10 protein-coding genes are annotated in these 13,046 nt (G+C 67.2%); 3 read left to right on the forward strand and 7 right to left on the reverse strand.

What is annotated here, in order from left to right:
• The coding region (locus D619_RS16860; RefSeq protein ID WP_017669294.1) for a TonB-dependent receptor at nucleotides 1-2,223 on the reverse strand (2,223 nt) is incomplete at its 3' end.
• 171 nt (nucleotides 2,224-2,394) lie between these two features.
• Between D619_RS16860 and D619_RS0114330 the strand changes: the two genes are divergently transcribed.
• Together D619_RS0114330 and D619_RS16865 are read left to right on the forward strand one after the other, a co-directional pair.
• On the forward strand, nucleotides 2,395-3,363 hold the full coding sequence (locus D619_RS0114330) for a lyase (RefSeq protein WP_051033519.1): 969 nt from the start codon (nucleotides 2,395-2,397) through the stop codon (nucleotides 3,361-3,363).
• Complete coding sequence (locus D619_RS16865; RefSeq protein ID WP_017669296.1) at nucleotides 3,360-3,704, forward strand: c-type cytochrome; 345 nt, start codon at nucleotides 3,360-3,362, stop codon at nucleotides 3,702-3,704. The genes D619_RS0114330 and D619_RS16865 overlap by 4 nt, the downstream gene beginning before the upstream one ends.
• A 57-nt stretch (nucleotides 3,705-3,761) precedes the next feature.
• On the opposite strand, the gene D619_RS16870 is transcribed toward D619_RS16865, so the two are convergent.
• The 6 genes from D619_RS16870 to tpiA all read right to left on the reverse strand — a co-directional run bounded on the left by D619_RS16870 (nucleotide 3,762) and on the right by tpiA (nucleotide 11,050).
• Nucleotides 3,762-4,457, reverse strand: coding sequence for a type I pantothenate kinase (locus tag D619_RS16870; protein ID WP_017669297.1), 696 nt, complete (start codon nucleotides 4,455-4,457; stop codon nucleotides 3,762-3,764).
• 153 nt (nucleotides 4,458-4,610) lie between these two features.
• Entirely contained in the window at nucleotides 4,611-6,239 is a 1,629-nt protein-coding gene (locus D619_RS0114345) for a CTP synthase (RefSeq protein ID WP_017669298.1), read from the reverse strand.
• Nucleotides 6,240-6,320: 81 nt separating this feature from the next.
• A complete protein-coding gene (locus tag D619_RS0114350; protein ID WP_081587180.1) occupies nucleotides 6,321-8,534 on the reverse strand; it encodes a S8 family peptidase in 2,214 nt (737 codons plus the stop codon).
• Nucleotides 8,535-8,599: 65 nt separating this feature from the next.
• Nucleotides 8,600-9,874, reverse strand: a complete 1,275-nt coding sequence (locus D619_RS0114355; RefSeq protein WP_026091081.1) for an MFS transporter — start codon at nucleotides 9,872-9,874, stop codon at nucleotides 8,600-8,602.
• Nucleotides 9,875-9,884: 10 nt separating this feature from the next.
• The gene (gene secG, locus D619_RS0114360; protein WP_017669301.1) at nucleotides 9,885-10,229 is read right to left on the reverse strand and encodes a preprotein translocase subunit SecG; all 345 of its coding nucleotides are present in this window, start codon (nucleotides 10,227-10,229) and stop codon (nucleotides 9,885-9,887) included.
• Between the two features lie 101 nt (nucleotides 10,230-10,330).
• Entirely contained in the window at nucleotides 10,331-11,050 is a 720-nt protein-coding gene (gene tpiA / locus D619_RS0114365) for a triose-phosphate isomerase (protein WP_017669302.1), read from the reverse strand.
• An 85-nt stretch (nucleotides 11,051-11,135) separates the two neighbouring features.
• Between tpiA and D619_RS0114370 the strand changes: the two genes are divergently transcribed.
• A complete protein-coding gene (locus tag D619_RS0114370) occupies nucleotides 11,136-13,043 on the forward strand; it encodes a peptidylprolyl isomerase (protein ID WP_017669303.1) in 1,908 nt (635 codons plus the stop codon).
• The last annotated feature ends 3 nt before the right edge of the window (nucleotides 13,044-13,046 follow it).

Raw genomic sequence — 13,046 nt, forward strand, 5'->3', positions numbered from 1 at the left:
GGGCGGCGCGGCGCCGGCTGCGGGCGGCGCCGCTGGCGCTGCCGTACCGGGCGGGCCAGCAGCGCCGGGTGGGCGCTGGCCGGGCGTGAAGCCAAAGGGATTGCGTGTCAGGGTGCGCAGTTCGGGGGGCAGGCCATTGCCGGCGCGGAAGCTTTCCGCGGCCTTGGCGCGCAGTTCGGCAAAGCGCTTTTCCGCCGCCGCGCGCTCGGCCTTGCCGGGCTTGAGCTGCTGCGTGAAGGTGAAGCCCCAGCGCAGTTCCTGCCGCTGCGAATAGTCGAAATTCACCGGGCGATTGTCGATCTGCAGCAGGCGGCCGCTGCCATCACGGGTGAAGCGATCCGGGAAAGCGGCTTCCAGTTCGGCCGTCGCCGTGGGGAAGGACGCGATCGGATCATCGATGCGCGAACTGATGTAATTGGCGTTGAAGACGATATCGGTCTTTTCAAACGGCTTCAGGTTGAAACCCAGTTTCCACACCTGCCGCGTGTCGTTGAGCAGGGCGCGGTTGCCGCCATCCAATCGGCTGATGTCCACGGTTTCGCCGCGGATGAAGTCGAACACGCGCACATTGGGCGTGATGATGGTGGGATCACCCAACTGGCCAACGCTGGGCGCGCCCTGTTCGCGGGTGAAGCTGGCGATGAAGCTCCAGCCCGGCGACGGCTCCCAATTGGCGCCGGCGCCCCAGGTGATCAGCGTGCCGAAATCCGACAGCGTATCGGCGGCGATATTGCCGTTCAGCGTGAACTTGCCGAGAAATGGCAACACATTGTCGCGTGACGAGGCAATCGGCAGATCGATATTGGCCTGGAAATTGCCCTGCGTGCGCGACAGCTGCGCGGCGCTGACGATGCCGGCGCGGGTGGCGGACGCATCCAATGCCAGATGCTGCACCTGCGCCTTCAGCGCCACACCGACAGCGCCCGCCGGCAAGGAAAGCGGGCTGCCGTTCAGCAGCAGATCTGCGCTGAGATTGTCGGAGATGCTGCGGGCGGTATCGGTGAGCGTCGGCCCGCTGATCGCGCCATAGGGCGAAAGCGTGCCGGCCGTGATCTGGCTCTGCAGCGCGCTCACATCGATGCCACGTTCGATGCGGCTGCGGTTTTCGGCGTGGTTCCAGGTGCTGGTGAGATTCCAGCGCCAATTGCCGATATTGCCATCCAGCACGGTGCCGAGCCGGCTGTTCCAGTTGTCGCCAAAGCGGCCCAGCGGATCGGGGGCATAGCGGTTGACCAGCACCGGGCTGCTGAACGGCGAGAACGCACCGCCGGCAGGCAGATTGAAGCTGGCGGCGGGCAGGCCCTGCATGGCTTCCGTCAGCGTCCGCTCGATGCCGCCGGTCAGCGTCGCGCCCACGGTGGGCGACAGATTGCCGGCGATGGTGCCATTCAGGCTGGCGGTGCGGCTGTCGGGCAACAGGCTGCGGAACGGGCGGATATCGGTGCTGTTGAGGGGTGCGGCGGCAAACTGGCCCAGCGTAGGGCTGGCAACGCCGATCGGTACGCCGAGCACAGTGCGACCGGGAATGACCTCCGCGCCTGGCTGCAGCGCCGAAACATTGCCCTCCAGCGCGAAAGGGCGGCTCTGCGGCGGGGTGGTGATGCGGCGCTCGGCTTCCGTCACCATCGTGTTGATTTCATATTCGGCTTCGATGCTGGTGCGGGTGCCGTTGCGCAGGCGCAGCAGATTGACCTCAAGTTCAGAGGAAAAACGCCCGCCATCCGTGGGCCCGCCGATGTCGAACTCGCCGGTCCACGCCTGGAAGCGCGGGCGCAGCACGAAGTTGATCACCCGCTGATCGGCGCGGAAGCCATATTTCAGGCTGACTTCCTCGGGCAGCACTTCCACCCGGGCGATGGCTTCGGGCGGGATGTTGCGGATTTCCTGAAAGCCCGACGTGCGCTTGCCATTGAGCAGCACCGCCGGCGGGCCGCCGCCACGACCGCGGCCGCTCTGGGTTTGCGGCGCGATCTGGGCGAGGATCTCCGTGATCGAGCCGGCACCGAGCGCGCGCAGTTCCTGCGTGCCGAGAGTCAATTCCGGCTTGATATCGCCCACCACCTGGCCAGGCAGGCGCTGGGTGGAAACGGTGATCACCTCTTCGTCTTCCGGCATGGCTTGCGCGGTTTGGGCAGGCGCCGGCGCGGCAGGCACAGGCGCTTCCTGGGCAGAGGCGAGCGCAGCCGGAGCAGCCGCCAGCAACAGGGCAAATCGAAGGATCAAGGGGGCATTCCTGAATTCGGGGGGCAGATTGATTGGGCTGCCCCTAACCGCATAAGCAGCCAAGGGAAATCCCGTGCGGCAATGTCTACGGCTGGGCGCCGGCTTTCCCCCGCCCCTTGCGCGGGGGATGCGATCAAGGGCATCGTATCAGTGGCAAGGGGAGGACAGACGATGCGGGCACTCTGGATGGCGGCGGTGGCCGCTCTGGCGCTGGCCGGCGCGGCGCGCGCCGAACATCCGGTGCGGGTATATGATGTGCCCAAGGGCGCCCACCCGCATGATGTGGCGCCGGGCCCGCCCGGCACCATCTGGTACACCGCGCAATGGCAGGGCGCGCTGGGCATCATCGATATCAAGACCGGCAGCGTCGAGCAGGTAAGACTGGGCGAGAAATCCTCCCCCCACGGCGTCATCATGGGGCCGGACGGCGCGGCGTGGATCACCGATGGCGGGCTGAACGCCATCGTGCGGGTTGATCCGAAGACGAAGGCGGTAAGAAGCTGGCCGCTGCCCGCCGACAGCGGCTACACCAATCTCAACACGCCGGCCTTTGATGGCAAGGGCCGGGTGTGGTTCACCGGGCAGACCGGCATCTATGGCCGGCTCGATCCCAAGACCGGCAAGGTTGATGTGTGGCCGGCGCCGAAAGGCCGCGGGCCCTATGGCATCGCCGCGACGCCGGATGGCCAGATCTGGTATGTGTCACTGGCCGGCAGTTTCCTCGCCAAGGTGAACATGGAAACGGGCGCAACCACGGTGGTGGAACCGGTCGAACCGGGTGTCGGCAGCCGGCGCGTCTGGTCGGACAGCAAGGGACAGCTTTGGGTATCGGAATGGAACAGCGGGCATCTGGCGCGCTACACGCCCAAGGATGGCCAGTGGAAGCGCTGGAAGATGCCGGGGGACAAGCCGCGGGCCTATGCCGTCTATGTGGACGAGAAGGACGTGGCCTGGGTGACCGAATGGGCCGGCAATGTCACCATCGCCTTTGATACAAAGGCCGAAAAGATCATCGGCACCTATCCCGGCTCTGGCCCCAAGGCCGAAGTGCGGCAGATATTGGGCCGCAAGGGCGAAATCTATCTGCCGGAAAGCGGGCTTGATCGGGTGATGCTGGTGGAGACGGGCAAGAAGGGATGATGTTTGCCGCGCTGCTGCTGGCGGCGGCCCAGGCGCCGCAGGCCAACCAAACGCCGCCGGCGTTTCAATATTGCATCTCGTGCCACAGCGTTGATCCGGCCGAAACCGGCCTGCCGGCGCCCAATCTGGATGGCTTGGTGGGCAGGCGCGCGGGCAGCCGGGCCGATTTCGTCTATTCCCCTGCCCTGCGCGCGGCTGGTGACAAGGGGCTGGTGTGGACGCGCGAGACGCTGACGATGTTCCTGGCCAATCCGGACGCGCTGGTGCCCGGCACCGCCATGCAGCGGCTACCGCCCGGTGCGCCGGTGGACGCGGTGGTGGCGTGGCTGGCCCGGCGCTGATCGCTCCTGACCGCAATCACAAATCGCTCATGCCGAGCCTGGTCATGACCCGACGGATCATGTCGCAAGGCTGTGATCGAGCGCTTTGACCACCACGATATCCGCCACGTCCCTGGCCCGCGCGATATGCTCCAGCCAATTGGGGCGGTTGATGCCATTCCAGACGGACAGCGCGAACTGGCGGGCTTCAGCTTCGTTCAGGTGGCGGAAGCGGGCGTAGAAGCTGTTGGGGTCGTTCGCCGCCGCTGCCCACAGGCCCATGAAGCGGGCAAGGAACCAGGCGATGATGTCGTCTTCTGCCGCATCGATGTAGATCAGCAGGTCGAGCGGCGGGCGCTGGCCGGCGGCATCGGGGGCAAGGCCGAGGCCTTCCACCAGCACGATATCGGCGCCTGAAATGGTGCGGGCCGCTGCCGGATCGACGTCGTAGCTTGTGTGGCTGTAGGACGGAACCGTGACCGCGCCGTGCTTCAATCCGGCCAGCGCGGCCGCCATGGCCGGTGCGTCATAGCTTTCGGGAAAGCCCTTGCGCATGGACAGGCCTTCAGCCTCCAGCACCGCGTTGGGCTTCAGGAAGCCATCGGTGGAAACGATCTCCACCTTCACATTGGCTGGCAGCGCCTCGGCAATCTGGCGGGCCAGGGTGGTCTTGCCCACCGCCACCGATCCGGTGATGCCGACGATCAGCGTTTCGCCGGGGCGGTGCCGGGCGGCGATGCGGGCGGCGAGAGCGGCGGGGGTGGTGGGCGTCATGGCGCAAGTGTGGCTGGGGTTTGGAAGCGGCGCAACCGGCTCCCTTCCCTTGCCAAAGGGCGGGGCTGGGGGAGGGTCATTGGAGACAAGAACCTGCGCTGGCGGTGCGCACCCTCCCCCGGCCCCTCCCTGCAAACAGGGAGGGGAGAAGAATTACACCAGCCGGCTTTGCGCCATCGCCGCCGCGATGAACCCCGAAAACAGCGGGTGCGGGTCGAACGGCTTGGATTTCAGCTCCGGGTGGAACTGCACGCCGATGAACCAGGGATGGTCGGGCCGTTCCACCACTTCCGGCAGCAGGCCATCGGGGGACAGGCCGGAAAAGATCAGGCCTTCCTTCTCGAGCCGACCACGATAGGCGCCGTTGACTTCATAACGGTGGCGGTGGCGTTCCTCGATATGGGTGCTGCCATAGACGCTCGCCGCCACGCTGTTGGCCCCCAGTTCGGCCGGATAGGCGCCCAACCGCATGGTGCCACCCAGATCGCCGCCTTCGCTGCGCGTCTGCAGGCCTTCGGCGCTCATCCATTCGGTGATCAGGCCGACCACCGGCTCCCGCGTTTCGCCGAACTCGGTGGTGCTGGCCGCCGCGATGCCGGCCTGGTTGCGGGCGGCCTCGATGCAGGCCATCTGCATGCCCAGGCAGATGCCGAAGAAGGGCACGCGCCGTTCGCGGGCAAAGCGCACGCTGGCGATCTTGCCTTCGCTGCCACGCTCGCCAAAGCCGCCGGGCACCAATATGCCGTGCATCGGTTCCAGCCGGGCCGCCACATCGGTGCCTTCGAATTCCTCCGCATCCAGCCACTTGATGTTGACCTTCACCCGGTTGGCCAGGCCGCCGTGCACCAGCGCTTCGGTGAGCGATTTATAGGCGTCCTTCATGCCGGTATATTTGCCGACAACGCCGATGGTCACTTCGCCTTCCGGATTGTGGATGCGTTCCGAAATATTCTGCCAGCGGGTGAGATCGGGGCGCGGCGCATCGGTGATACCGAAGGCATGCAGCACTTCGTCATCAAGGCCCTCGGCATGATATTGCAGCGGCACTTCATAGATGCTCTCCGCATCCAGCGCCGAAATCACCGCTTCCTTGCGCACGTTGCAGAACAGCGCGATCTTGGCGCGGTCGCTTTCGGGCAGCGGGTGTTCGGACCGGCAGACCAGCACATCTGGCTGAATGCCGATGCCGCGCAGCTGGGCGACACTGTGCTGGGTCGGCTTGGTCTTCAGCTCGCCCGCCGCCGCGATGAATGGCACCAGCGTGACGTGGATATAGCAGACATTGGCCTTGCCCACGTCGGCGGCCATCTGGCGGATCGCCTCCATGAACGGCAGGCCCTCGATATCGCCAACGGTGCCGCCAATTTCGCAGATGACGAAATCCAGGCCGTCGGTGTCGGCGCGGGCGAATGTCTTGATGGCATCGGTCACGTGCGGGATCACCTGCACGGTGGCACCCAGATATTCGCCGCGGCGTTCGCGGGCGATGATATCGGAATAGATGCGACCCGAGGTGATATTGTCGGTCTTGCGGCTGGCCACGCCGGTGAAGCGTTCATAATGGCCGAGATCGAGATCGGTCTCTGCCCCGTCGTCGGTCACATAGACTTCGCCGTGCTGATAGGGGCTCATCGTGCCCGGATCGACATTGAGATAGGGATCGAACTTGCGGATGCGCACCTTGTAGCCGCGCGCCTGCAACAGGGCCGCCAGCGAAGCGCCCATGAGTCCTTTGCCCAGCGAGGAAACCACGCCGCCGGTGATGAAAATATACCGCGTCATGGGAGAAAAGCCTTAAGCCCATATCGCCGGCCAGCGCCAGCCCCTGCGTTCGCCTGACGCCAATTTCACTGTGGACGAAACTTACCAGCGCAGGAAGAAACGCACCGCCGCGCCATCGTCATCGGGGCTGGCCGCGATATGGCCGGGGTGTTCGCGGTGGAACAGGCTGAACTGCAACTGCCCGGCGGCAAGCGGCACGGCATAGAGCGCCTCGGCGGCGGTTTCGCGCACGCTGGGGCCTGCCCGCACGGGATCGGCAAGGCCAAGCAGCCACAATGCGCCCGACAGGGCGAGCGGGCGCGTGACGGCGAGCGTGAGCGAATCACCCGGCAAACCTGCGCCATCCAGCGTCAGCGCCAGGCTGGCGGCATCGCCGGTCAAGGCGCCGGCGCCGGCAATCAGGCCGCCTGACAGAGCGAGCCGGCTGCTGGCCCGGCGCCATTCGCCCGCCAACCGCGCCCGCGGGCCCAGCGCCAGCCGGCCTGCGAGGCCAAGGCTGGTGGTGGTGCCGCCCGCCAGGCCGAAGCCGGTAGAAAGCCGCGTGCCCATCAGGCTGCCGCGTTCTGCGTCCAGCCGCAGCAGCGCCGCCAGTTCAAGGCCCGGTGTGAGAGTGCGCGACAGACGGACAATCGCCGTGGATTGCAGTGCGGCGGCCTGCCGGTCCTGCGCCGGCAGTACCGATTGGCCAAAGCCGGCGGCCAGGGTGAAGCCGCCCAGCGGCTGGGCGAAAGCGGCCGCACCCAGGGGTCGGCTGCCCAGCGGCAGCGCCGGATCGGCCGTGACCAGATCGGGGCCGCGGCCGTTTGGTTCGGCCCCAGAGTCTGCCAATGCAACCAGCCCGGCCACTGCCTCGCCATGCCCGGCGACCAGCACGGAACCGCCCGAAAGCGCGAGGCGGACATGGCCAACGGGACTCGCCTGCGGCCGCTGGCCGGGGCCGAGCGCCGCCATGGTAGCGCGGTCGCCTGCCCATTGATTGCGCTGTTCGCCGAGCAGCGAGAAGGCGGTGCTGGTGCCATCGCTGCTGGTGAGGGCGCTTTCCGTCGGCGTGGCGAGCAGGCGGCCGGCCAGACGGCCCGGCGGAGCCGTGACCAGGCCCTGGGCCAGATCGACCGTGAAGGCGCGGCCATAGATATCCGTGATGGCGACGCCGGCCAGTGCATTGGTCAGCCGCCCGCCATCGCCCAGCGCTGCCCCCAGCGTACCGCCGGCGGTGATTGCCACGGTCTGGCCGCCGATGCTGCTGGTGCCCAGCGGCTGGAAGGCGCGGGCGATATTGAGCAGGCCGCGGCCATAAATCTCGTCGGTGCCGGCAGCGCCCAGATCATCGGCGGAGCGCAGCAGGATATCGACAATCTGCGCGCCCGAAAGCGCCGGAAAGGCCTGGGCCAGCAACGCCGCCGCGCCGGAAACCACGGGCGCCGCCACCGACGTGCCGCTGTAGAGAAAGGCGGTGCCATCCTGGTTGAAGCTGCGCAGCTCCACGCCCGGCGCCACCAGGAAGTTCGGTGCCAGCACGCCGGCGCGGTTGGAGAAACTGGCAATCTCGTTGCTGGCGTTGACCGCGCCCACCACGATGGTGGTGGCCTGGGACACGGCGACGAGCTGGTTGGCGAAACTTTGTGGGGTGGACAGGGCTTCATTGCCGGCGGACAGCACCAATATGCCGCCGGCTGCAGCCAATCGCGCGGCCGCCGCGCGCTCCGCCGTTGCGGTGCCCGTGCCGCCCAGCGAGACGTTGACAACCCGGGCGCGGGCGTCGGCTGCTGCCGCAAGGCCAGCGGCGATGGCCGTGCCGGAATAGGAACAGCCCTGATCATCACAACTGCCCGGCGTGTCCGCACGCAGGGCCAGCAATGTCGCCTGCGGGGCGACGCCGTGGATGCCGCTGCCATTGCGCGCCGCCAGCAGGATACCGGTGACCGACGTGCCATGGCCGCGTTCATCGGCCAGCGCCCGGTTGGACGCCACGTCGCGGCTGGCCGGCGAGATGCGACCAGCGAATTCGGCCAGCGCCGGGTTCACGCCGGAATCGAGCACGGCGACGGTGATGCCGCTGCCACTGAAGCCGCGATCATAGGCCGCCAGCGCCTGTACCTGCACCGCGCCGTTGGAGCGGCGATATTCCACCGTGTCAAACGCGCTGGGCGTGGGCGTTGGCGTGGGCGTGGGCGTGGGTGTGGGGGTTGGTGCCGGCGGCGGCGCGGGCACTGTTCCTACCCCGCCACCACTGCCGCCGCAGCCGGCAAGCAGCAGCACCAGCGCAAGTGAAGGCAGGACAAGTGAACGCGACATCGGCCGCAGAATGCGCAGATTCGGACCTGAACACAACTGCAGCCCATTGGCTGAACGCGTTGTTTTCAATCCGTTTCGATGCGGCTGTTGGCCTTGGTATCGGGCAAGGCAAGCGCCGCAGTGAGGGCGATGCCGGACATGCCGGTCACATACCAGAAGAAGCCGGATTCGATGCCGGCGCCCTTGAAGGCCAGCGCCACATATTCGGCCGATCCGCCGAAGATGGCGACCCCCAGCGCATAGGGCATGCCGACGCCGAGCGCGCGGATATGGGCCGGGAACATCTCGGCCTTCACCAGGCCCGAAATGCTGGTGTAGCAGGACAATATGGCGAGGCAGCCGATCATCATGGCGAGGCCTTCGATGCCCGGTTTCGCCGTCCCGAGCGCGGTGAGTGCCGGCACGGTGGCGAGGGTGGACATGATGCCGAAGCTGACCAGCAGCGTGCGCCGGCCAAGGATATCGGAAGCAGCGCCAAACAATGGCTGCATGGCGGCATAGGCCAGCAGCGCCATGGCCGAAGCCGACGTGGCCTCCTGCTTGCTCCAGCCGGCCGAGAGCACCAGATATTTCTGCATGTAGGTGGTGAAGGTGTAGAACCACAGGCTGCCGCCGGCGGTGAGCGCCAGCACGATCAGCAGTTCGCGCGGATGGGCGAGCAGGCGCTGCAGCAGCGTGCCGGGCGGGATGACGGCCTTCTGGAACGCCTCGGTTTCATGCAGACCGGTGCGCAGCCAGAACACCAGCACCGCGCAGGCCGCACCGACCACGAACGGGATGCGCCAGCCCCACGCCTTCAGGGCGGCATCATCCATCAGGCCCTGCAGCAGCACCAGCAGCGCCAGCGCCAGCAATTGCCCGCCGACCAGCGTGACATATTGGAAGCTGGCGAGGAAGCCGCGCCATTTCGCCCGCGCCACCTCGCTCATGAAGGTGGCAGACGCGCCATATTCGCCGCCGACCGAAAGCCCCTGCACCAGCCGCGCCAGCAGCAATATCGCCGGCGCCAGCAGCCCGACATCATCATAGGTGGGGGCGACCGCGATCATCAGCGATCCGGTGCACATCATGGCCACCGAGAGCGTGAGCGCCGACTTGCGCCCACGCTTGTCGGCCCAGGCGCCCAGCATCCAGCTGCCGATCGGCCGCATGAGAAAGCCGACCGCGAAAATGGCGGCACTGTTCAGCGCAGCGGCCAGATCATCACCCGGCGGGAAGAAGCGCGGCCCGAAATAGAGCGCGAAGGCCGAATAGGCGTACCAATCATACCATTCGACCAGATTGCCGGCCGCGCCGCCGAAAATCTGGCGCAACTGGCCGGGTTTAGCGGATCCGGCCACGCGATGCGGTTTACTGGGCGACCGGAACGCCGGGCAGGCCCGGCAATTGCTGCGCCGGCGCCGCAGGCGGCGGCGCGGCGGGCGCACCCGCCTTGGCCGCCACGGTGGGATCAATCACCCGCGCCTTGTTGGTGCCCGCTGCCAGCACGGCGAGCAGGATCGCCATCACGATGAACAAGGCCGCCAGGATGGTGGTCGCGCGCGTCAGCAGATTGGCCGCACCACGCGCCGTCATCAGGCCGCCGCCACCGCCGCCTCCAATGCCCAGCGCGCCGCCTTCGGAGCGCTGCAACAGGATCACCGCCACCAGCGCAAGGGTGATGAGGCCGTGGACGACAAGCAGGAAGGTGATCACGTGCGGGCAGGCTTTCGTTCAATCGTGCGGAATATGGGGACGCGCCTTACATGGCTTCGGGCGCGGGTGCAATCAAGGTGCGGGATTGTCGATGGGCCGCGTTACGGCGCAGTGGCTGCGATCGCCAGCAAACTCGCCGCCGTCAGGCTTGCCCCGCCCACCAGCACCCCGCCAACATCGGCGACACCCAGCAATTCGCCTGCATTGGCCGGTGTGACCGAGCCGCCATAGAGAATACGCACGCCATGGCCGGCCGGGCCGAAATGGGCTGTCAGATGCTGGCGGATATGGGCGTGGGCGGCGGCGACATCGTCCAGCGTCGGGATCAGCCCGGTGCCGATGGCCCATACCGGTTCATAGGCGATGATCAGCGCTTCGGCGTCATCCGGCAGCGAGCCTGACAATTGGCTGGTGAGCACCGCATTGGTCTGCCCGGCGTCCCGCTGCGCCCGCGTCTCGCCGATGCACAAGATCACCTCCAGCCCCGCCGCCTGGCCGGCCTGCGCCTTGGCGCGCACGTCGGCATCCGTTTCGCCATTGTCGCGCCGCCGCTCGCTATGGCCCACGATCACGAACCCCGCGCCCAGATCGGCCAGCATCGCCGCCGACACGCAACCGGTGTGGGCGCCCTTGGCGTTTGCATGGCAATCCTGGCCGCCAATCTTCACTGCACCGGCCGAAACAATCACCGCGCGATCAATCAGGGTGAAGGGCGGCGCGATCCACACGCCACGCGCTCCGCTGCCCGCCATCGCGGCAATCTCTGCGATATCCTCGCCAAGGCCATTCATCTTCCAGTTGCCGACAATCAGGGCAGGCATTGGCGCTCCTCCGGTTGGTGGTGGCGCTTGTGGCAAGCGGTGCGCCTCGTTACAAGCGGCGCGTTCGCCTATCCATGGAATTTCGATGCTTGCATTTTTCCGCCGTTCGCTCACCAGCTGGCCCGTGCTCGCCCTGTTCGGGTTGATCCTGGTCGCCTTTGCCATCACCGGGGTGAATGATCCGCTGGGCGGCAGCGCGCCGGCCGGTTCGGTGGCGAAAGTGGGGGAACGCACCATCACCGAGCCCGATCTGCTGCAGGCCATCGATCGCACCGTGCGCGACCTGCGCCAGCGCGATCCCAACCTCACCCAGGCCGAAGCCGCGCGCCAGGGCGTGGTGGAGCTGATGGCCACCCAGTTGATCGGCCAGACCGCCATGGAAGAAATGGGCGGGAAGGCTGGGCTCAGCGCGTCGGACACCGCGGTTGACGTGGTGATCACCGGCATCCCCGCCTTCCAGAGCGGCGGCAAGTTCGATCAGGGCAGCTATGATCGCGCGCTGGCCCAACAGGGGCTGACCGACAAGCGCCTGCGCCAGTCCATCGCCCGCGATCTGGTGCGCGAACAGTTGATCAAGCCGGTCACCGGCGCGCTGGCCGTGCCGGATGGCGTGGCCGAACTCTATGCGCGGCTGCTGGTGGACCGCCACGAAGGCGCCGTTGCCACCATCCCGGCCCCGCCAGCCGGCGCGCCGACGGCGGCCGAAGCCCAGGCCTGGTACAAGGCCAACAGCGCCCGTTTCACCATCCCCGAACGCCGCGGCTTCCGCTATGCCATCATCGATCGCGCCCAGATCGCCGCTGGCGTGACCCTCAGCGACAAGGCCATTGCCGACGAATTTGCCAAGGATCCGGCCAAATATGGCGGCGCCGCCACCCGCGTGCTCGAACAGGTGGTGGTGCCCGACGAAGCCAAGGCCAAGGCCATCGTGGCAGCCGCCGGTACGCAGGGCTTTGCGGCCGCAGCCCAAACGCTGGCCGGCTTTGGTGCCAGCGATATCGCGCTGGGCAGCCAGACCCAGGCCGGCTTTGCTAGGGCGACCTCCAGCGAGGTGGCCAAGGCCGCCTTTGCCCTGCCGGTTGGCGGCGTTTCGGCGCCGATCAAGTCCGGCTTTGGCTGGCACGTGGTGCGCGTCGCCAGCCTTGGCAGCGCCGGCAAATCGCTGGCGCAGGCCCGGCCGGCCGTGGAAGCCGGCCTGAAGGAACGCGCCATCGAAGACGCCGTCGCCGATGTGGTGGCCAGCATCGAAGACGGGGTGGAAGCCGGCAAGAGCTTTGCCGATATCGCCAGGGAAGCATCGCTCATCATCAAGAGCCAGACGCCGGTCACCGACAAAGGTCTGAGTATTGGGGGCCTGGCCCAGGGCCAGCCGCCGCTCACCGGGGAACTGGCCACCATCGCCGCGCGCGCGTTCAAGCATGAGCCGGCCGATGGCCCGGTGGTGGAGGATATTGGCGGCGGCAAACTGGTGGTGATCGAAACCGCCACCGTGTTGCCGGCCGCACCGCCGCCGATTGCCGAAGTGATGCCGCTGGCCATGGCCGGCGCCGCACAGGACAAGGCGATGAAAGCCGCCAAGGTGAAAGCCGATGCCGTGCTGGCCGCCACGAAGAAGGGCGTGAATTTCGCCAAGGCGCTGGCCGATGCCGGCCTTGCCAGCCCGCGCCCGCTGAATGGCCGTCGCATCGACATCATCAATCAGCAAAATGTGCCCGAAGCCGCCCGCGCCTTCCTGAACGGCGCGGCGGGCAGCACGCAACTGATCGCCGGCCAGGGCGGCTGGATCCTCATCCACGTCGATCGCATCATTCCCGGCGATCCCAAGGCGCAGGCCGGCCTGATCGAAGCCAGCCGCCGCGAAGTGGGCAGCGCCCTGCCCGGCGAAATGGCCGAAGGCCTGGCCAAGGCCAGCATGGCTGCCGTTGGCGTGGACAAGAACGACGCCACCATCAAGAAGCTGCGCCAGCGCCTGTCGGGCGACGGCCTGCAATAATCA

This window comes from Sandarakinorhabdus sp. AAP62, from assembly GCF_000331225.1.
In the GTDB taxonomy this organism is placed as follows: domain Bacteria; phylum Pseudomonadota; class Alphaproteobacteria; order Sphingomonadales; family Sphingomonadaceae; genus Sandarakinorhabdus.